The organism is Aestuariivita boseongensis (assembly GCF_001262635.1).
Classification (GTDB): domain Bacteria; phylum Pseudomonadota; class Alphaproteobacteria; order Rhodobacterales; family Rhodobacteraceae; genus Aestuariivita; species Aestuariivita boseongensis.
Genome location: NZ_JXYH01000008.1, coordinates 59,969 through 77,320, shown reverse-complemented (window position 1 = coordinate 77,320; position 17,352 = coordinate 59,969). Strand labels below are relative to the sequence as shown.

Here is a 17,352-nt window from a genome sequence, read left to right as displayed (position 1 = left end):
GCCCGGCTTCTTATGGTGTGTTATCGTTTTTCACCGATCACGGCGCAGGCCATGTTCAGGCGCTGAGAACTCCCCCATTCGCATGCTATCCAGCCCGTCTGACGATAGTGCAGTCACGCATAAGCTGGTCAGCTTCCGGGGTTCATCGTAATTCCAAGGGGTTGCACGATGCAAGACGGCGCGTTGGTCCCATAGTAGCACGTCACCGACATTCCATGTGTGAGAAAAGACATATTCGTCCTGAGGGAGCGTATACTGCTTGGACAGATCGCGTTTCGCGGGGCAGGAGATGTCTTCGATGCGGGCCAGGCCAAAGCCGTCGACCTCGGCGCTGAAACGTGGATGAATGGAGCGGATGGTGATCGTCATGGCCGGGATGCCTTACCATCCGATTGAGTATCAAGTCTGAGGACGCGATAGTTCATAATGGTCTGACGTCTTGGACGGAACCGTCCGGCGTCCTGCCCCGTAGCTGGACTCTTGCTTTTGCCGGCGGCTCATCAAAACCACACACGGTGTCATCACGTTTCCCGTCGGGAAGCGGTCATTGCATGGTCTTGAGAAATCAATCTGCGCCAGAGATTTGCCCGAACCCTTCCAATGATTGGCGATTGGGGCAAGACTGCGCCCAGTCCAAAATCCGGAGCCTTCCCAATGCAGCCCTTGAACCCTCCCAGCATCGCCGCACCTTTCGCTCGTTATTCCCACGGGGTGGAGGTGCCCCAGGGCGCGCGCTGGGTGCGCACATCGGGTCAGCTGGGTCTAGCCGTGGACGGGACGGTGCCGGATGATCCTTTTGATCAGGCGCAGATCTGCTTTGGCAATATCATGGCCATACTGGCAGAGGCCGGGATGGGCGCTGCGGATGTGGTGCATGTGTCGGCCTATGTCACCGACCGCGCGCATATGCAGGGATATATGCGTGCACGTGATGCGTTTCTGGCTGAGGTGCCGGATGATCGGCTGCCCTCGTCCACGCTGGTGATCGTGTCGGGCTTTACCCGCCCCGAGTTCAAGGTCGAGGTGGAGGTCTGGGCCGCTGCCAAATAGCGCGCCTGCGGCGCATTCTTTTTGTGATGCTGGGGGCTCTGCCCCCAGACCCCCGCCGGTATTTGGAAAGAGAAGAAGATCAGGGCTGGTGCTGATCCGGGTGTGCCGCCTGGAAGGCCGGGTGCGCCTCGCAGGCGGTGACGGCGGCCATGGTATGCGGAAGATCTGCGATTTCCGCGCCCCAGCGGCGGGCGTTATAGACTTGGGGCATGAGGCAGATATCGACGAGGCTTGGCGCATCCCCACATGCAAAAGGCGTTTGGGCATAGGCGCTGAGCAGGTCTTCGAAAGCCACCATGCCGGGGCGGATGAACCGGCGCATCCATTCTGCGCGCACCTCTTCCCGCCCGGTGATTTCAACCGCATAGGCTGCGACCTGCAGATTGCAGACAGGGTGGATATCGACCGCGATGGAATGGGCCAGCGCCTGCATTTTCGCGCGTGCGGCGGGGTCTTTGGGCAGAAGACCCAGATCGCGGGTCTGGTCGAGATAATCGAGGATCGCCAGCGATTGGGTCAGGCGCAACCCGTCGATATCCAGAACGGGGACAAAGCCTTGCGGGTTGCGCGCCAGATGTTCCGGCGTCTTGTGCTGTTTCGTGGGCAGATCGACGGGGATTTGTGTGTAGGTCAGGCCCGCGAGGTTCAGTGCGATGCGGAGCCGGTAGCTGGCCGAAGAGCGCCAGAAATCATAAAGCGTGATCTCAGACATGCGCATAGCCTCGTGCGGTGTCGATCAGGTCTTTCAGGATGCCGGGATCGCCGATCTGGTTGGCCATAATCAGCACCAGCCGCGCGTTGAGCGCGTGGCTTTCGGCCTCGGTCAGGCCGTCATGGGCGTCCATCAGCTGGTTATAGAAATCGTCCTGATTGGGGCTGAGGCGGTCGGGGTAGATGGTCATGCGGCATCCTCTGAGCTTTGAGCCATGGCGCGGTCCATGGCGTTTTGCACCTCGGCCTGGCTGGGTTTCTTGAAGACTGCGCAGACATGGCCATCGGGGCGGAAGAGATAGGCGATATCAGCGCCATAGCGGCGCATCGCGTGGTTAGCCTTGGCGGTGAAGCAGGGATAATCGGCACGCTGGTTGATGCCGATGCGTTTCAGGCCCGCAATCTGGGGCAGAGTTACATCGCCGAAGCCCACCAGGGTGAACTGGCCCTGCACCTCTTCGATCAGCCAGGTGTCGCCATCGGGACCCGACAGGGGTGCGTCGACCGCTGGCCGGCCCGGCGCGATTTGCGCGGTGCCTGGGGTTTGCAGATCGAACCCTTCCAGCGAACAGGGCACGGACAGCCTGCCGGAATTCAGCAGCTTCTGTGCAAAGGGCTGGTCATGGGCAAGGCGCAGCGCCTCGGAGCGGAATAGTGCCTCGATCGGGGTTTTCGGGGTCATGAAGTTGGTGGCGCGGGAGGAATTCAGGATGTTCTCTGCCGAGCCGTGGCTGCGTTCGTCGTGATAGGTGCCGATCAGCCCTTCATCCGCTTCGCCCTGCAGAACTGCAGCCAGTTTCCAGCCCAGATTGTCCACATCCTGAATGCCGCCATTGCCGCCGCGCGCCCCGAATGGAGAGACCACATGGGCACTGTCACCCACAAAGATCACGCGGCCATGCACGAATTGATCGAGCTTGATGCAGCGGAATTTGTAGACGCTCATCCAGTCCAGGCGGAAGGGCTTGTCGCCGACGATGGCCTTGATCCGCGGCAGGACCTTTTCTTCGGTGGCTTCCTCCTTGGCGTCGGCATCCACGTCCAGCTGCAAATCGATGCGGTAGATATTGTCGGGCTGCATATGCAGAAGCGCCGATTTGCCCGGGTGGAAGGGCGGGTCGAACCAGAACCAGCGTTCCGGCACAGCCTCATCTCCGAAGGGGCTGTCTTCCATCTCGATATCGGCGATGAGGAATTGTTCCTGGAAGGTCTGACCTTCGAAACTCAGCCCCATGCGTTCGCGCGTGGCCGATCCGGCACCGTCGCAGGCGATGTACCAGTCAGCTTCAAGCGTGTATTCCCCATCGGGCGTGTCGACTGTCAGCAGGACGTGATCGCCTTTGTCCTCATGTGCGATCACGTTGTTCTTGAAGCGCAGGTCGATTATGTCGGGGAAGTCGCGGGCGCGGTCGATCAGGTATTCTTCGACATAATATTGCTGCAGGTTGATGAAGGCGGGGTATTTGTGTCCGTCTTCCGGGAGCAGGTCGAAAGCATAGACCTCGTCATGTCCGTGAAACTGGCGGCCGATCTTCCAGGTGACGCCTTTTTCCAGCATCCGTTCGCCCACGCCGAGGCGATCAAAGATTTCCAGCGTCCGCTTGGCCCAGCAGATCGCCCGGGAACCGACAGAGACCACGTTGTTGTCATCCATCACAACCGATTTCACACCGCGCTGGGCCAAGTCGATTGCCATGGCCAGACCGATCGGCCCCGCGCCGATGATGGCCACGGGGTGGCGCGGTTCGGCTTCGGTCAGGCCCTTTGGCGGGACATAGGGGTAGGGGGCGTAGTCATAGGCCATCGGAATACTCTTTCCTGATCAGTTTGCGGATCGTCCAGATCGCGGTGCCGCCGAAAAAGACGGTGGAAATGCCGAGGATCTCGAACATCGCGGGGCCGACGGGCATGCCGCGATAAAGGATCGCCCCCACCATCATCGCCAGCCCCGCGATGGAGAAGGCGAGGCGGAATTTCAGATCGGCTTTGGTGGGGGCGTGTTTCATGGTGCTCCGGGGTGGCGGGACAAGTCCCGCCCTACGCTTGCAGGGCCTCCCACATGTCCAGATCGCGCTGGGCGGTCCAGATGCGGGGGGTGTCGATGCCGCGCGCTTCGTCATAGGCGCGGGCGACGTTGAAGGGCAGGCAGTGTTCATAGATCGCATAATCGGCGAATTTCGGGTCGCATTCGGCGCGCACAGCTTCCCATGCCTCTTTCAGCGTACCATTGCGGGCGGCGACGCGGGCGGCGGGGCGGAAGGTGCTTTCAACGAAATCGCGGGTGTTTTCGATGGCCTTGTTGACCATCTCTTGACCCACAAGGGCGTCGCCGCGGCCGGGTGCGATGGCGTCGACCTCGAACGCCTTGATTTCGTCCAGCGTGTCGCCCCAGTCCGAGAAATGCCCATCCCCGCAATAGCAGGCCGAGTGGTATTCGACGATGTCGCCGGTGAACATCACGTTCTGATCGGGTACATGGATCACGATGTCGCCTGCTGTATGGGCGCGGCCGAGATGCATCAGATCGACCCGGCGGTTGCCGAGGTAAACCGTCATCGTGTCGCTGAAGGTCGTTGTTGGCCAGGTCAGGCCGGGGATGCTTTCGTGGCCTTGGAACAGGCGCGGGAAGCGTTGGAACTCGCTGTCCCAGTCCTCTTGCCCGCGCTCCACGACCATGGCGCGGGCCATGTCCGACATGATGATCTGCTGTGCGCCGAAGGCCGATGCGCCCAGAACGCGCACCGCGTGGTAATGGGTCAGCGCCACATGGGTGATCGGCTTGTCGGTGACCTGCCGGACGCAGTCGATGACCTTTTGCGCAAGCCGCGGGGTGGCCTGGGCCTCGACGATCATGACGCTGTCATCGCCGATGATCACGCCTGAATTGGGATCCCCTTCGGCAGTGAAGGCGTAAAGCCCCTCGCCCACTTCGGTGAAGGAGATGGTCTTTTCGGTCATGTCGCCTTGGGAGGCGAAGGCTTTGGCCATGGTTTTTGTCCTTTGATCTTGCGCCTTTTGGCGGGCGTCGGATGCCGTGTTTGGAAAGAGAAGAAGGGCCTAACGAGCGTAAGGATCCTCGAGCGCGGGCAGAACGGTTCCGGTGCAGGTGCCAAAGCCGATGGTGTATCCGTCGCCTTCGCAATGGCCCTTGAGGGTGAGCGTGTCGCCGTCTTCGATAAAGCTGCGCTCCTCTCCGGTGTCCAGCGTTAGCGGTTCCTTCCCGCCCCAGCTGAGTTCCAGGAGCGAGCCGCGTTCAGGCTTGGTCGCGCCTGAGATGGTGCCGGAGCCCAGAAGGTCGCCTGTGCGCATCGGGCAACCCGATGTGGAATGATGCGCCAGTTGCTGAGCCGAGGAATAATACATCTCGCGGTAATTGGTGCGCGCGATGGTGGTTGCCGGTTGGCCTGCGGGCGCCATGTCCACCGCCAGCTTGATGTCATAGAGCATCGGCCCAGTGTCTTTGAGGTGATCCAGCAGTTCGTATTCCCGCTCGGGCGTGTCGACGCGGAAGGGCTCAAGCGCGGCCTTGGTCACGATCCAGGGGGAGATCGAGGTCGCGGTGGCTTTGGCCTGGAACGGTCCAAGCGGCTGGTATTCCCAGGCCTGGATGTCGCGGGCCGACCAGTCGTTCAGAAGGACATAGCCGAAAATCATCTCGTCCGCCTCGTCGACCGTGACGGGGCCGTTCGACGGGGTGCCAACGATCGCGCCCATCTCAAGTTCGATGTCGAAGCGGCGGCAGGGCAGGAAGGCCGGCGTGTCGTGATCGGGGCTTTTCAGCTGGCCCCAAGGCCGGCGGATATCGGTGCCGGAGACCACGACGGATGACGCGCGACCGTTATAGCCGATGGGGATGTGCAGCCAGTTCGGCGGCAGCGCGTTTTCCGCCCCGCGGAACATGGTGCCCACATTGGTGGCGTGGTGACGACCGGCGTAGAAGTCGGTGTATTCGGCCACGCGGAAGGGCATGTGCATCGTGGCCTCGGCCATCGGCACGGAATAGGTGGTGAGCTGGTCCTGGATCTCGTCGGAGGCATCTTCGGCCAGCAACTCTTGCAGTTTTGTACGGTAGTCGGCCCAGACCTTGGGGCCCAGCTCCATGAAGTCGTTCCAGTAAGGCGCGTCCAGCACATCGGCATCCGGATCGGCCCGCAGGATGCCTGCGGCCTCTAGCCCGGTAGCGTCGATGATGCGGTCGCCGATGGCGATGCCGCAGCGCAGATCGCCGTCATCCACAGAGAAAACGCCGTAAGGCAGGTTGTTCAGCGGAAAGGGGTTTTTGGCGTCATTGGCGCTCTCCACCCAGCTTTTCAGAAGTGGCATGTATCCTCCCAAGGGTTGCCGCCGGGCGGAAGATTTTTCGAAAAATCTTCCGCGCCGAACCAGCGGAACTTATTTCTTGCCCGGCGTGCCGTCGAACTTCTTGTCGATATCGGCCCAGCAGTCGATGTAGTCGTCCTGCAGCGGTGCCTCATTCGCGGCAAAGGCGGTGAGGTGCTGCGGGAAGCGTGTTTCGAACATGAAGGACATAGTGTTGTCCAGCTTTTCGGGCTTGAGATCCGCGTTGGAAGCGCCTTCGAAGGCGTTTTTGTCCGGCCCGTGGGGCAGCATCATGTTATGCAGGCTCATTCCGCCGGGCACAAAGCCTTGGGGCTTGGCGTCATACTGGCCATAGATGTTGCCCATCAGCTCGGACATGATGTTCTTGTGATACCAGGGCGGGCGGAACGTATCCTCCATCACCATCCACCGTTCGCGGAACAGCACGAAGTCGATATTTGCCGTACCCGGCACGCCAGAGGGTGCCGTCAGGACGGTGAAAATTGATGGATCAGGGTGGTCGAACAGGATCGAACCCACCGGGCAATAGGTGCGCAGGTCGTATTTGACGGGTGCGTAATTGCCGTGCCAGGCGACCACGTCCAGGGGCGAGTGGCCGATATGGGTTTTGTGGAACTGGCCGCACCATTTGACCACCATGGTCGAGGGCGTTTCGCGATCCTCAAACGCGGCGACAGGTGTCTTGAAATCGCGGCGGTTGGCCATGCAGTTCGCACCGATCGGGCCGCGGCCGGGGAGTTCGAATTTCTGGCCGTAGTTTTCGCAGACAAAACCACGCGCGGGGCCTTCTAGAACCTCGACACGGTAGACGAGGCCGCGCGGGATGATCGCGATTTCCTTGGGCTCAAGATCGATGATTCCAAGCTCGGTTGCAAAGCGCAGGCGGCCTTCCTGGGGGACGATCAGCAGTTCGGAATCGGCGGAGAAGAAGTATTCATCCTCCATCGACGCGGTCGCCAGATAGATATGGCTGGCCATGCCCACTTGCGTGTTCACGTCGCCGGCGGTGGTCATGGTGCGCATGCCCGTGAGCCATGTCAGCGGTGCGTCCGTATGGGGCACGGGATCCCAGCGGTATTGACCCAGAGAGATCACATCCGGGTCCACGTTGGGTGCGGATTTCCAGTAAGGAAGATCAATCTTTTCAAAGCGATGGGTGTGTTTCACCGAGGGACGGATGCGATAGCACCAGGTGCGTTCGTTCTGGTGGCTGGGCGCGGTAAAGGCGGTGCCGGACAGCTGCTCTCCATAAAGGCCATAGTTGCACTTCTGGGGCGAGTTCATGCCCTGGGGCAAGGCACCGGGGAGGGCCTCGGTCTCAAAATCATTGCCGAAGCCGGGCATATAGCCTTCGGTCGTCCCGGTGGGCGATGCGGCCTGGGTGAATGTGTGCGGATGGGTCGGGCGGTTCATGTCGATTCCTCCAAAACTGGTTGCGTTGGTAATAGTTGATTTTGTAACTAACAAGCGGGAGGCGCCCGATATGAGCGAAAAAGATGACTTCGATCTGCGGATTTTTCTGCCCTATCTGCTGAACCAGGCAGCGGAGGAGGCGTCGCTGAGTTTTCAGCAGGTTTACAAAAGCCGTTATGGCATGTTGCGCACGGAATGGCGGGTGCTGTTTCACCTTGGAATCTATGGGGAATTGACCGCCAAGGAAATCGGGACGCGGGCCAAGATGCACAAGACCAAGATCAGCCGCGCGGTGCAGAAGCTGGCCGAGCGGCGGTTCCTGATGCGGGTGCGCGATGCGACGGACCGGCGGTCGGAGAAGCTGTCGCTGACGCCGCAGGGGCGCGCGGCATACGAAGATCTGAGGACGGTCGCTGCGCGCCATGATGCGGCGCTGACCGGGCGGTTCAGCGCGGCGGATGTTGAGCGGCTTCGCGAGATGCTGGTCGCCCTTGCGGAACCGTCACAGGCGTCAAAAGGTTAACGTCCTTGTTTTGCTGGGTTTTGCGGTATGATTTGTGTGCACAACCCATACACCGGCGCGTCATACCGCGGCGGTTGCGGTCAAAGCTTACCACGCCGTGCGGTAGGGGTCAGAAATCGACTTCGACCCCCGGCAGTCTGAGACCTTTCATCATGTCGCGCAACTCCTGCCGCGCGGCCACGTTCGAGATGTTCATCTGCTTGACGCCGATATCGCGCAGATCAAGCAGGGTCAGGCCACGCGGGAACAATTCGCGGAAAATCACGCGTTCGGAAAAGCCCGGCACCACGCGGAAGCCGATGCGGGTCGACAGCATGTTGATGGCGCGTTCCATCTTTTCCTTGTTTACCATTCGCTGGGTTCCAAGGCGGTTGCGGATCACGATCCAGTCGATGGGTTTCAGCCCGGCCTGCGCGCGCAGCTGGCGCGCATTCCAGACCATTTCGGAATAGACCGAGGGGCCGAGGATCTTCTCCCCGCGTGAATCGATGCGCGCCAGCAGATCGAAGTCAATGAAGCTGTCGTTCAGCGGCGTGATCAACGTGTCGGCCAGCGAATGGGCCACCTGGCTGAGCCGGGTGTGGGAGCCGGGGCAGTCGATCAGGATGAAATCGCTGTCAGGTTCCAGCCGGGCAATGGCGGCCGACAGGCGATGGTCATAGATGTTCTCACCGGGTTTCAGGCTGGCCGCATCAATCTCGGGCAGGTCGTGGAATTCCAGGCGGGGCAGATCAAGGCCGGATTTCTGGATGAAGCTGCGCCGGTTTTCGATATAGCGGCTGAGCGTGCGTTGCCGCAGGTCCAGATCCAGACAGCTGACCTTGTGGCCCAACCGCGCCAGCGCTGTGGCCACGTGCATCGACACGGTCGATTTGCCCGCGCCGCCCTTTTCATTCCCAACAACGATGATATGCGCCATGCCCGATCCCTTTTGACCGCCTCTTGAGGGGCGGTGACTGAGGTTGCGCACACTATATGTTGTGTCGCCCGGCATGGGAAGCGGTGTTAGGCGTTTGGCTTGGCTTTGTGGTGGTTAGAGGCGCCGGGGAGTTGGAGCGTAAGGTCTGCTTGGCGGCACGAAGCTGCCATCGGCAGCGGAGTGCCGACTGAACCACTGCTTTTCGGACATAGCTGCCCTTCAAAAAAGGACGGACTTGCGCGTATCCTAAGCTCAAGAGGAAGTTTAGCATCGTCATGCGCATCGCAACGTTCAATCTGCAGAATCTTAGGCTGCGCAAGCGGCAGGATCAGCTCGTTTTGGATGGTGCTGTTGATCATGATCTTGATGACCGCCCACGATCAATTGAGCAGGATATCTTAGATCGGGAACTGACCGCCAAAGTGATTGCCGGGGTTCAAGCCGACATCGTCGCGCTGCAAGAGGTTTTTGACGAGATTACGCTTGATTTCTTTTGTGACCGCTTTCTTGTTCCAGCCGGAGCGCCAGATTACCCGACTCGCATATGTCTGCCCGGGAATGACGGGCGTGGTCTCGACGTGGCGGTGCTTGCCACAATCAAACCTCTGAGCGTCAAGAGCCACGCGCATCTCACCGGAGCAGACTTCGGTCTTGATGAGTTGCCCGATGACCTTCGAGATCACCCGCTGTTCCGACGCGATTGTCTTCAAGTGGACTTCGAGACTTTCACGCTTTTTGTGTGTCACTTCAAAGCACCCTACCCAGACGCCGAAAAGGCATACCTGATAAGGCAGGCAGAAGCACAGGCTGTACGCAAAATTGTCGAGGCACGCTTTCCTGAACCTGAAAAAGCGCGATGGATCATACTTGGAGACTTCAATGAACCTGAAATGACCACCGTGGATCAACCGTCCGCGCTTGCGCAATTGCGGCAAGGGTTTGCGGTTGGACTATTGGACCGCATGAAGCCAGGAAGTGACTGGACTTTTGAAGTGCCGGATACGCATGTTCGGTCGCGGCCAGACAGGATTTTGGTGTCGCCAAAACTTGCAATGGAGTACTCAGAAGCCATGCCGCAGATTGTGCGAACCGGGATGAGCCGTTCACTTTCAGATACGACCGAAGCCGGCTACGCAGTGCAATCGAATAGCCACGCTAGCGATCACGCTCTCGTCTACGTGGTCTTACCAGGCCTCTAGCCTGGCCAGCTAATGCACTACATTCGCATAACGGATGTGGGCTCAACCCGACCTTCGCGGCAAGCATCACCGAAGTGCGGTTCGCGCGCCAGACCGATCGCATCTCGCAAAAGAAAAACGCCGCGCTAAAAGGCGCGGCGTTTTCAATTGGTACCGAAAGGGTGGGTTTAGAAGCCCAGGCCTTCGTATTTCTTCTTGAACTTCGACACGCGGCCGCCGGTGTCCATCAGGCGGGACGAACCGCCGGTCCAGGCCGGGTGAACCGAGGGGTCGATGTCCAGCGACAGCTGGTCGCCTTCGGAACCCCAGGTGGATTTCATCTGAACCACGGTGCCGTCGGTCATCTTGACGTCGATCAGGTGGTAATCGGGATGGATGTCTTTTTTCATCGCTCAGATCCTTACGCGTCAGCGCCCGAAAGCGGCTTGTAGTTGCTGTCTTCTGCGATCCGGGCCGATTTGCCGCGACGCGAGCGCAGGTAGTAAAGTTTCGCGCGGCGCACACGGCCACGGCGGACAACTTCGATGCTGTCGATATTGGTCGAGTAGAGCGGGAACACACGTTCCACGCCTTCACCGAAGGAAATTTTGCGCACGGTGAACGAACCGGCAATGCCCTTGCCGTTGTTGCGCGCGATGCAGACGCCTTCGTAATTCTGGACGCGCGAGCGCGTGCCTTCGGTCACTTTATAGCCGACGCGGACAGTGTCGCCGGGCTTGAAGTCGGGGATGGTCTTCCCCAGTTCGGCGATTTGTTCCGCCTCGAGTTGTGCGATCAGGTCCATCTGATCATCTCCTATATGGCTCGTGGTTGGTCCACGAAGATTTGCGCGCCTCAGAGCTCTGTGCCTTCACCGGGTCCGGGCCAGTGCCCGCCCGCCAGAGATGCGGTCAACATTCCTTGTTCATTCCCCCTTGGTGGAAGCGGTTCAGAAGAATGAACCATATCCAAAGGGAACAGAGCCGCTACGGGAGCGACTCTGAACGTGGTGCGTATAGGCGGGTTGGGCGTATGGATCAAGGCCTAACTCGACCGAATTTGCCATGCCCCGTGGTTCACGCGAGCGGACCGGGGAGGCCCCGGATCAGGTCCGGGGCGCGCTTTGCGGCTACTCGGCCGCTTCGATCTTATCGTCGACCACGCTCAGCGTTGGTTCGGCGGGCGGGTTGGCCGAGGCGGGGCCCGCGTAGCCCTCCAGCACATGGCGGGCGAGGTCGGGGCGGTAGTAGTGGCCCGCCGGGTCGGCAAAGACTTTCGCACCTTCGATCATCATCAGGTCGATTTCGGCAATGGCCAGGCCATCGGTGTTTTCGTCAATCGGATCGGTCAGGCGGAAGCCGTCAGGGGCAAAGACTGCCGCCGCACCACCTCCGGGCTGGACCATGCCGCGCAGCTCTTCATTGCCCATGCAGATGTCATCGATGCTTTCCGGTGTGATGATCGAATTGGCGGCCAGAACGAAGCACCCGCCTTGCAGGGCATAGGACTGGCTTTCGTTGATATTGGCTTCGGCCGACAGGGCATAGGCGGGGCGGTGGCCCTTGAACATGGCGAAGGAGGGCCAGCAGGCCACGTGGATCTGTTCGCCCAACTGGTACATGCCCTGGCGGTTGATCGGCTGGATATTCTCCCAGCAGCAGAGGCCACCCAGCTTGCCGATGGGGGTATCGACGACCTTGATGTCGGTCACGGGGCCTTCGCCCCAGACGGTGCGTTCCATATGGGTGGGGCGCAGTTTGCGGCGGGTCATCAGCAGCTCTCCCCGATCGGAGATCAGGGCCTGGGAGCAATAGATCGACCCGCGGTCGCGTTCGGCAAAGCCCATCATCACATAGGTGTCGGCGCGTGCGGCGGCGTCCTGAATGGCCCGCATTTCCGGCCCGTCTACGGTGATCGCGCTCATGCGGTGGCGCATGACGATATCCATGGCGACCATCGGTGGCTGCAGCCAGATGGTGAAGGGATAGCCGGGCAGCCAGACCTCGCCAAACCCGATCAGCTTGACGTCTTTCCGGCCCGCTTCCTCGATCAGGGCAATGGTCTTGTCCAGCGTGCCCTGAGCATCCATCCAGACGGGGGCGGCCTGTACGGCGGCGACTTTGATGGTCATGTTGACGGTCCTCTCCTGTAAGATCGTGATGGCGGAGAGGGTAGGAAAACGTGAAAGCGCCGCGAAGTCCCCGAACGGGTACCCCTGTCAGCGCAGGGTCTGACGCCATGCGGCGGCCATCGCGGTGCGGTTGGCGGTGCCGAAATGGCGGTTGAGCGCCTTGAGATGTTTGCGCACCGCAGCCTCGCCCGTGCCAAGGGCGTCGGCGATGTCGCGGTTGGACAGCCCCTCGGCAGCCAGCCGCGCCACGTCGTTTTGCCGGTCGGTCAGATCCGGGTGGCGGTCGGGCAGGCGCAGAAGCCGGGTCGAGATGCGCGTGGCATGGGGCGACATGGTGCACACCCCTTCGAGTGAGAGGCGGCGGGCATTCTCGTCGGTCGTCGCGCCCAGATAGAGAATACCGGCCAGATCATCCTCGCGGTAAAGCGGCAGGGCGGCGAACCCGGTCAGCCCGAACCGGCCCGAGACACGCCGGTACAGTTCCGAGCGCGTCCAGCGATCGCCCAGCTGGGTGACGGTGGAACAGGGCGCGCCGGTGTCGCGCAGGTGGCGCAGGACCGGGTCGATGCGCATGCCCGTCACTTCATAGGCGCGGGAGAACGCCTCGGGCATGCCAAGTATGACGCCCTCAGCAGGGTTGCGGTTGTCGTCAAAGACATACAAGCCGATGCTGTCCATCTGGGACGCGCGCAGGGCCCGTTCGGCGACGAGGGCAAGATCCTTCTCACGCTGGGGGTTCCGCTGCAGCATTCCGAGACCGTATCACGGAATGGTCGCCGCTCAAAACGCCAATGCAGGCTGTGGCGGTCAATCGCCCTTGTTTTTATAGGCCTGCCAAAGATCCGGGCGGCGGGCCTTGGTGATTTCTTCCGATTGCTGCTGGCGCCATTCGGCGATTTTCTCGTGATGGCCCGACATCAGGATCTCGGGGATCGCGCGGCCCTGCCATTCGGCGGGGCGGGTATACTGCGGATGTTCCAGCAGGCCCGACGAAAAGCTTTCCTCCTGCGCCGAGGCGGCGTTTCCCAGAACGCCGGGGATCAAGCGCACAGTGGCGTCGATCAGGGCCTGCGCCGCGATTTCGCCGCCGGTCATGACGAAATCGCCCAGCGACACCTCCTGCACGCCGTAATGGTCGATCACCCGTTCATCGAGGCCTTCGAACCGGCCACAGATCAGGGTCACCCCGTCGCAGCGCGCGAGGTTTTGCATCATGGTTTGATCCATGCGCCGCCCGCGCGGGCTGAGATAGATCAGCGGGCGGTTGCCAGGCGCGCGGGCCTGCGCCTCGTCAATGGCGGGGCCCATCACATCGGCGCGCAGGACCATCCCCGCCCCGCCGCCTGCGGGCGTGTCATCGACATTGCGATGCTTGCCGATGCCGTGCTTGCGCAAATCGATCGTATCGAGCTGCCAAAGCCCGTCTTTCAACGCCTTGCCGGTGAGGCTGAGGCCCAGAGTGCCGGGGAACGCCTCGGGAAAGAGGGTGATCACCGTGGCCTTCCATACGCCATGCAGGTCCGGCGTACCGGTCATCAGCTCGCGCGGCTGCGCGCTGATGCGGATGGTCTTGCGCCCTTTGGCGCGGGAGGGGGTTGTGTCACTCATCACGGGCCTTTCGCCGCGGCCAGGATCTGTTCCTTGGCGGTTTTAAGGGCTGCCTTGTCCCGGATGGTGCGGTTGGCGTCAAGCAAGGCTGCCATGATATCCTGATCGGGCCTGCGGTTGGCCGGTTCGGGGCGGGTCATCTGATCGCGCACGTCCTGAGGTACCTCGCAGATATCCAGAAGCCGGGTGGCCGGGCCGAAGGTATCCCCGGTGGTTTCTTCCAGCCGGGAATGGACGACCTTGGCCGAGACGGCGGCGGCCACCTCGCTGACCACGCCTTCCAGATCGGCGGCGGCACGGTACTTCGTGGCAAATTCGTCAAGGCTCATCGTCATGGAGGAGGATTTGACATGCTCCGACCAGGCGCTTTGCAGCCAGTCATCGGGATTGCGGGTGGTGAAGAAAAACACCAGCACGGCATAGGGAAAGACCAGATGCGCGCCGGCGGCCATGTCCTGTGCCAGTTTGATCGCCGCGCGGTAATCCGGCACTTTGGGGCGGCCCGGCAGGTGGCCGGAGAGCTCTTCGGCCGACAGGCACAGCACGCGCCGCCGCATGGGGGGCTGTTCATAGAGAAACGAACCAAAGCGATTGTGGAACTTTGCGCGCGACAGCGCGTCGCCGTCGGTGGAAAACCCGCGTGCCGCCACAACCAGATCCTTCATGCCCGGACGCATGACCGAGCGCAGCACGGGTTTCAGAACCGGGCGGTTCAGCTTGAGGGTCTGTTGGATCGTGGTGGTGCCGGTCTTGTGAAACCCGGCATGGATGACAAGGCGGCGGGGCATCTTCAGAACAGCCCGTCGGGCGGGTCGGCTACGATGCGCCCTGCCTCGAGATCGACGGTGGGCACGATTTGCCGGGTAAAGGGCAGAAGGACCGTGGCAGGCAGGTTTGGGCCGTGAAGTTCCAGCAGATCACCCGCGCCGTGGTTCTGCACGGATTTCACGCGACCCAGTGTCGTGCCGCCGGTATCGACCACCTCAAGCCCGATCAGATCGGCATGGTAGAATTCGTCATCGGGCAGGGAAGGCAGCTGGTCGCGCCGCGCATAAAGCTGCAGACCCTTGATTGCATCGGCCTGTTCCTTGGTGGCAATGCCGCTGAGACGGCCTGCGAAACCGTTCTTGATGGGGCGCGTCAGGGTCAAGGTGAAGCTTTGACTGCCATCTTCAGAGCTGAGGGGATTGTAATCGGCAATATCCGAGGGCACTGCGCAAAAGCTTTTCAGGCGCACTTCGCCATGTACGCCAAAAGCGCCTCCGATGGCGCCCACGCAGATCAGGTCAGTGGAGGGCATGTTGTTGTCCGGTCCCCTCGTCGCATCGGCCGTTTTGCAGGAGCAGGTACCCATTCCCCTGCGAAATTCAAGACGCGCTGTCAAAATGAAAAGGGACAGCGCCGGGGCGCTGTCCCTGAAGCCGGGAACGAGGCGGGCTTATTCCGTGGTTTCTTCTGCGGCTGCTTCTTCTGCCGGTGCCTCGTCAGCGGGGGCTTCTTCGGCAGGAGCTGCGGCTGCTTCTGCAGCAGCGGCGGCCTTGGCGGCTTTTTCTTCGGCGCGGTCCTTGGCTTTCTTGCCGGGCTCGCCTTTTTGCGGGTTCGAACGCTCTTTCTTCTCGATGGTGCCTGCGGCTTCAAGGAAGCGCGAAACGCGGTCGGTGGGTTGTGCGCCCTGGTCCAGCCAGTACTGCACACGCTCCATATCCATTTTCACGCGCTCTTCGCTGTCTTTGGGCAGGAGCGGGTTATAGGTGCCCAGCTTTTCGATGAAGCGGCCATCGCGGGGCATACGGCTGTCTGCCGCAACGATGCGATAGAAGGGGCGTTTTTTCGACCCACCGCGGGCCAGTCGGATTTTCATAGCCATTGTTTGATCTCCTTTGAAATGGCGTGGGTTGCCGGGCTGAAGCCCGGCCTACGATTGGTGTTGTTCGTGGTGACGGATCACTTCGTCGATGACGAAGCGAAGGAACTTTTTGGCAAACTCAGGGTCCAGATTGGCCTTGGTCGCCAGGTCTTCGAGCCGCGCGATCTGTTGCGCTTCGCGCGCGGGATCGGACGGGGGAAGGTCGTGTTCGGCTTTGAGTTTGCCGACGGACTGGGTGTGCTTGAAGCGTTCGCCCAGCGTATAGATCAGGATCGCGTCCAGCCGGTCGATGCTTTCGCGGTGTTCGGCCAGAATTTGGGCTGCGCGAGTGGTTGTATCAGTCAAGAGCGTAGCCTTTCGGTTTGAAGAGCGGGTCGGCGTAATGGGCGATTTCCATGTCGATGCCATGGGCCAATTGCGTGCCATCCAGTTGCGCGGGCGAGGGGTGGCGGTAGACCACGTCATTGCCGTCGATAGAGGGGGCTTCCGCGTCTTTCTTTGCGCCCAGCCGTTCGGCCAGCCGGATGCTGTCGAGGTTCTTCGGGTCGATATAGCTGACCGCGCCCTCCCAGCCGTTCTGGTAGTAGTATTTGCGCGCCGCGTGGGTCGCTTCCAGCGCATAGCCTTTGCCTTGCGCGCCGGGCCAGATGACCCAGGCCAGTTCCGCCTCGGGCCATTTGGCGGGTTTCCAGCCGCCGGCCATGCCGTAGGTTTCGTCACTGTCCTTGTCGTGGATCATCCACATGCCAAAGCCGCGGATCGCCCAATGGCCGATTTCGGCGGCATAGAGCATCCAGGACTCATACGCGTTGAGCGGGCCGCCCATGAAGCGCGCACGGTAGCTGGTGAAGGTGGCTTTGAAATCCGGATAATCCTCGGGCTCGGGGCCGCGGAGGATCAGGCGACGGGTTTCCAAGGTAGGGATGGCGAGGGTGGTCATGCGTAGGCCTCGACCGAGCCGTCGCTGTCATCGAGATCGCCCGGGCCGGGATGGCGATAGACATTCATCGGGCCGAAACGTTCATGGGTGAAGGGCCCGTCAAGCCGGGCGCCGAGCTTGGTGGCGACAGCGGCGGAGGCGTCATTGCCGTCGGCCACCAGCGAAATTACCGTGTCCCAGCCCAGCGTGTCATAGGCATAGGCGCGTGCTGCGCGGCCTGCCTCGGAGGCATAGCCTTTGCGCGTATGTGCTTCGGCAATATCCCAGCCCAGTTCGTGTTCGGGGAAGCCCTCTGGATACCACAGGCCCGCGATGCCGATCCATTCATTGCTGTCTTTCAGCGCCACCGCCCAGCGGCCGAAGCCGCGCAGCGCCCAATGGCCCATCTCCTGTGCCATGCTGCGCCAGGCGAGTTCCCGGGTCAGCGGGCCGCCGACGAAGCGCGAATGGTCGCTGGCATAAAAAGCCGCGAAAGCGTCCATGTCGTTCAGCGTATGGGCGCGCAGGATCAGGCGGTCGGTTTCAAGCGTGGGGATCTGCATCAGGCCCCCGCAATCCGAAGGCCGCGCTGCCGCGCGATATTTGATGCCACGGGAGGGCAGGCGCGACGCAATACGTCCGAAGACGTGCCTGTGGCCTGTGGTGTCTGCCGTACTTGGAAAGAGAAGAAG

General features: G+C 61.2%; 23 protein-coding genes. 3 read left to right on the top strand and 20 right to left on the bottom strand.

What is annotated here, in order from left to right; all coding sequences use genetic code 11:
- Positions 1 to 30: 30 nt before the first annotated feature.
- A complete protein-coding gene (locus TR61_RS05295) occupies positions 31 to 369 on the bottom strand; it encodes a TauD/TfdA family dioxygenase (protein ID WP_050928740.1) in 339 nt (112 codons plus the stop codon).
- A gap of 285 nt (positions 370 to 654) precedes the next feature.
- Between TR61_RS05295 and TR61_RS05290 the strand changes: the two genes are divergently transcribed.
- Complete coding sequence (locus TR61_RS05290) at positions 655 to 1,050, top strand: RidA family protein (protein ID WP_050928738.1); 396 nt, start codon at positions 655 to 657, stop codon at positions 1,048 to 1,050.
- 79 nt (positions 1,051 to 1,129) lie between these two features.
- Here TR61_RS05290 and maiA read toward each other — a convergent pair whose 3' ends face one another.
- The 7 genes from maiA to hmgA all read right to left on the bottom strand — a co-directional run bounded on the left by maiA (position 1,130) and on the right by hmgA (position 7,515).
- Positions 1,130 to 1,762, bottom strand: coding sequence for a maleylacetoacetate isomerase (gene maiA / locus TR61_RS05285; protein ID WP_050928785.1), 633 nt, complete (start codon positions 1,760 to 1,762; stop codon positions 1,130 to 1,132).
- Positions 1,755 to 1,952, bottom strand: a complete 198-nt coding sequence (locus TR61_RS05280) for a DUF2783 domain-containing protein (RefSeq protein ID WP_050928736.1) — start codon at positions 1,950 to 1,952, stop codon at positions 1,755 to 1,757. Before TR61_RS05280 ends, maiA begins: the two co-directional genes overlap by 8 nt.
- Positions 1,949 to 3,565: an FAD-dependent oxidoreductase gene (locus TR61_RS05275; protein ID WP_050928734.1), complete on the bottom strand. Its 1,617-nt coding sequence runs from the start codon at positions 3,563 to 3,565 to the stop codon at positions 1,949 to 1,951. The genes TR61_RS05280 and TR61_RS05275 overlap by 4 nt, the downstream gene beginning before the upstream one ends.
- On the bottom strand, positions 3,555 to 3,767 hold the full coding sequence (locus tag TR61_RS05270; RefSeq protein ID WP_050928732.1) for a hypothetical protein: 213 nt from the start codon (positions 3,765 to 3,767) through the stop codon (positions 3,555 to 3,557). The genes TR61_RS05275 and TR61_RS05270 overlap by 11 nt, the downstream gene beginning before the upstream one ends.
- Before the next feature lie 31 nt (positions 3,768 to 3,798).
- A complete protein-coding gene (locus tag TR61_RS05265) occupies positions 3,799 to 4,749 on the bottom strand; it encodes an MBL fold metallo-hydrolase (protein ID WP_050928730.1) in 951 nt (316 codons plus the stop codon).
- Between the two features lie 69 nt (positions 4,750 to 4,818).
- Positions 4,819 to 6,084, bottom strand: a complete 1,266-nt coding sequence (gene fahA, locus TR61_RS05260; protein WP_050928728.1) for a fumarylacetoacetase — start codon at positions 6,082 to 6,084, stop codon at positions 4,819 to 4,821.
- A 69-nt stretch (positions 6,085 to 6,153) separates the two neighbouring features.
- A complete protein-coding gene (hmgA, locus tag TR61_RS05255) occupies positions 6,154 to 7,515 on the bottom strand; it encodes a homogentisate 1,2-dioxygenase (RefSeq protein ID WP_050928725.1) in 1,362 nt (453 codons plus the stop codon).
- 70 nt (positions 7,516 to 7,585) lie between these two features.
- Between hmgA and TR61_RS05250 the strand changes: the two genes are divergently transcribed.
- A complete protein-coding gene (locus TR61_RS05250) occupies positions 7,586 to 8,038 on the top strand; it encodes a MarR family winged helix-turn-helix transcriptional regulator (protein WP_050928722.1) in 453 nt (150 codons plus the stop codon).
- 109 nt (positions 8,039 to 8,147) lie between these two features.
- Here TR61_RS05250 and TR61_RS05245 read toward each other — a convergent pair whose 3' ends face one another.
- On the bottom strand, positions 8,148 to 8,957 hold the full coding sequence (locus TR61_RS05245) for a division plane positioning ATPase MipZ (protein ID WP_050928720.1): 810 nt from the start codon (positions 8,955 to 8,957) through the stop codon (positions 8,148 to 8,150).
- Positions 8,958 to 9,232: 275 nt separating this feature from the next.
- Here TR61_RS05245 and TR61_RS05240 point away from each other — a divergent pair, with 275 nt between their 5' ends.
- Entirely contained in the window at positions 9,233 to 10,156 is a 924-nt protein-coding gene (locus tag TR61_RS05240) for an endonuclease/exonuclease/phosphatase family protein (RefSeq protein WP_050928718.1), read from the top strand.
- A 167-nt stretch (positions 10,157 to 10,323) separates the two neighbouring features.
- On the opposite strand, the gene rpmE is transcribed toward TR61_RS05240, so the two are convergent.
- The 11 genes from rpmE to TR61_RS05185 form a co-directional block, all read right to left on the bottom strand.
- On the bottom strand, positions 10,324 to 10,545 hold the full coding sequence (gene rpmE / locus TR61_RS05235; RefSeq protein WP_050928715.1) for a 50S ribosomal protein L31: 222 nt from the start codon (positions 10,543 to 10,545) through the stop codon (positions 10,324 to 10,326).
- Between the two features lie 11 nt (positions 10,546 to 10,556).
- A complete protein-coding gene (gene rplS, locus TR61_RS05230) occupies positions 10,557 to 10,940 on the bottom strand; it encodes a 50S ribosomal protein L19 (protein ID WP_050928712.1) in 384 nt (127 codons plus the stop codon).
- A 324-nt stretch (positions 10,941 to 11,264) separates the two neighbouring features.
- A complete protein-coding gene (locus TR61_RS05225; protein WP_050928710.1) occupies positions 11,265 to 12,266 on the bottom strand; it encodes a carbon-nitrogen hydrolase family protein in 1,002 nt (333 codons plus the stop codon).
- A gap of 87 nt (positions 12,267 to 12,353) precedes the next feature.
- Positions 12,354 to 13,016, bottom strand: coding sequence for a helix-turn-helix transcriptional regulator (locus tag TR61_RS05220; protein ID WP_157440826.1), 663 nt, complete (start codon positions 13,014 to 13,016; stop codon positions 12,354 to 12,356).
- Positions 13,017 to 13,073: 57 nt separating this feature from the next.
- Positions 13,074 to 13,874, bottom strand: a complete 801-nt coding sequence (trmD, locus tag TR61_RS05215; protein WP_050928708.1) for a tRNA (guanosine(37)-N1)-methyltransferase TrmD — start codon at positions 13,872 to 13,874, stop codon at positions 13,074 to 13,076.
- Positions 13,874 to 14,662 (bottom strand): sulfotransferase family protein, encoded by a 789-nt coding sequence (locus tag TR61_RS05210; protein WP_050928706.1) that lies wholly within the window; start codon positions 14,660 to 14,662, stop codon positions 13,874 to 13,876. Before TR61_RS05210 ends, trmD begins: the two co-directional genes overlap by 1 nt.
- Positions 14,663 to 14,664: 2 nt before the next feature.
- Positions 14,665 to 15,174 (bottom strand): ribosome maturation factor RimM, encoded by a 510-nt coding sequence (gene rimM, locus TR61_RS05205; protein ID WP_050928704.1) that lies wholly within the window; start codon positions 15,172 to 15,174, stop codon positions 14,665 to 14,667.
- Positions 15,175 to 15,312: 138 nt separating this feature from the next.
- A complete protein-coding gene (rpsP, locus tag TR61_RS05200; protein WP_050928702.1) occupies positions 15,313 to 15,741 on the bottom strand; it encodes a 30S ribosomal protein S16 in 429 nt (142 codons plus the stop codon).
- Positions 15,742 to 15,789: 48 nt separating this feature from the next.
- Positions 15,790 to 16,086 (bottom strand): chorismate mutase, encoded by a 297-nt coding sequence (locus TR61_RS05195; protein ID WP_050928700.1) that lies wholly within the window; start codon positions 16,084 to 16,086, stop codon positions 15,790 to 15,792.
- Positions 16,079 to 16,681 (bottom strand): GNAT family N-acetyltransferase, encoded by a 603-nt coding sequence (locus tag TR61_RS05190; protein ID WP_050928698.1) that lies wholly within the window; start codon positions 16,679 to 16,681, stop codon positions 16,079 to 16,081. Before TR61_RS05190 ends, TR61_RS05195 begins: the two co-directional genes overlap by 8 nt.
- Complete coding sequence (locus TR61_RS05185; protein WP_050928695.1) at positions 16,678 to 17,223, bottom strand: GNAT family N-acetyltransferase; 546 nt, start codon at positions 17,221 to 17,223, stop codon at positions 16,678 to 16,680. The genes TR61_RS05190 and TR61_RS05185 overlap by 4 nt, the downstream gene beginning before the upstream one ends.
- Between the last annotated feature and the right edge of the window lie 129 nt (positions 17,224 to 17,352).

Excerpts from the sequence above, each read along its gene's own strand:
- TR61_RS05295 (WP_050928740.1), bottom strand. The coding sequence starts at position 369 with ATGACGATCACCATCCGCTCCATTCATCCACGTTTCAGCGCCGAGGTC.
- TR61_RS05290 (WP_050928738.1), top strand. The coding sequence starts at position 655 with ATGCAGCCCTTGAACCCTCCCAGCATCGCCGCACCTTTCGCTCGTTAT.
- maiA (WP_050928785.1), bottom strand. The coding sequence starts at position 1,762 with ATGTCTGAGATCACGCTTTATGATTTCTGGCGCTCTTCGGCCAGCTAC.
- TR61_RS05280 (WP_050928736.1), bottom strand. The coding sequence starts at position 1,952 with ATGACCATCTACCCCGACCGCCTCAGCCCCAATCAGGACGATTTCTAT.
- TR61_RS05275 (WP_050928734.1), bottom strand. The coding sequence starts at position 3,565 with ATGGCCTATGACTACGCCCCCTACCCCTATGTCCCGCCAAAGGGCCTG.
- TR61_RS05270 (WP_050928732.1), bottom strand. The coding sequence starts at position 3,767 with ATGAAACACGCCCCCACCAAAGCCGATCTGAAATTCCGCCTCGCCTTC.
- TR61_RS05265 (WP_050928730.1), bottom strand. The coding sequence starts at position 4,749 with ATGGCCAAAGCCTTCGCCTCCCAAGGCGACATGACCGAAAAGACCATC.
- fahA (WP_050928728.1), bottom strand. The coding sequence starts at position 6,084 with ATGCCACTTCTGAAAAGCTGGGTGGAGAGCGCCAATGACGCCAAAAAC.
- hmgA (WP_050928725.1), bottom strand. The coding sequence starts at position 7,515 with ATGAACCGCCCGACCCATCCGCACACATTCACCCAGGCCGCATCGCCC.
- TR61_RS05250 (WP_050928722.1), top strand. The coding sequence starts at position 7,586 with ATGAGCGAAAAAGATGACTTCGATCTGCGGATTTTTCTGCCCTATCTG.
- TR61_RS05245 (WP_050928720.1), bottom strand. The coding sequence starts at position 8,957 with ATGGCGCATATCATCGTTGTTGGGAATGAAAAGGGCGGCGCGGGCAAA.
- TR61_RS05240 (WP_050928718.1), top strand. The coding sequence starts at position 9,233 with ATGCGCATCGCAACGTTCAATCTGCAGAATCTTAGGCTGCGCAAGCGG.
- rpmE (WP_050928715.1), bottom strand. The coding sequence starts at position 10,545 with ATGAAAAAAGACATCCATCCCGATTACCACCTGATCGACGTCAAGATG.
- rplS (WP_050928712.1), bottom strand. The coding sequence starts at position 10,940 with ATGGACCTGATCGCACAACTCGAGGCGGAACAAATCGCCGAACTGGGG.
- TR61_RS05225 (WP_050928710.1), bottom strand. The coding sequence starts at position 12,266 with ATGACCATCAAAGTCGCCGCCGTACAGGCCGCCCCCGTCTGGATGGAT.
- TR61_RS05220 (WP_157440826.1), bottom strand. The coding sequence starts at position 13,016 with ATGCTGCAGCGGAACCCCCAGCGTGAGAAGGATCTTGCCCTCGTCGCC.
- trmD (WP_050928708.1), bottom strand. The coding sequence starts at position 13,874 with ATGAGTGACACAACCCCCTCCCGCGCCAAAGGGCGCAAGACCATCCGC.
- TR61_RS05210 (WP_050928706.1), bottom strand. The coding sequence starts at position 14,662 with ATGCCCCGCCGCCTTGTCATCCATGCCGGGTTTCACAAGACCGGCACC.
- rimM (WP_050928704.1), bottom strand. The coding sequence starts at position 15,174 with ATGCCCTCCACTGACCTGATCTGCGTGGGCGCCATCGGAGGCGCTTTT.
- rpsP (WP_050928702.1), bottom strand. The coding sequence starts at position 15,741 with ATGGCTATGAAAATCCGACTGGCCCGCGGTGGGTCGAAAAAACGCCCC.
- TR61_RS05190 (WP_050928698.1), bottom strand. The coding sequence starts at position 16,681 with ATGACCACCCTCGCCATCCCTACCTTGGAAACCCGTCGCCTGATCCTC.
- TR61_RS05185 (WP_050928695.1), bottom strand. The coding sequence starts at position 17,223 with ATGCAGATCCCCACGCTTGAAACCGACCGCCTGATCCTGCGCGCCCAT.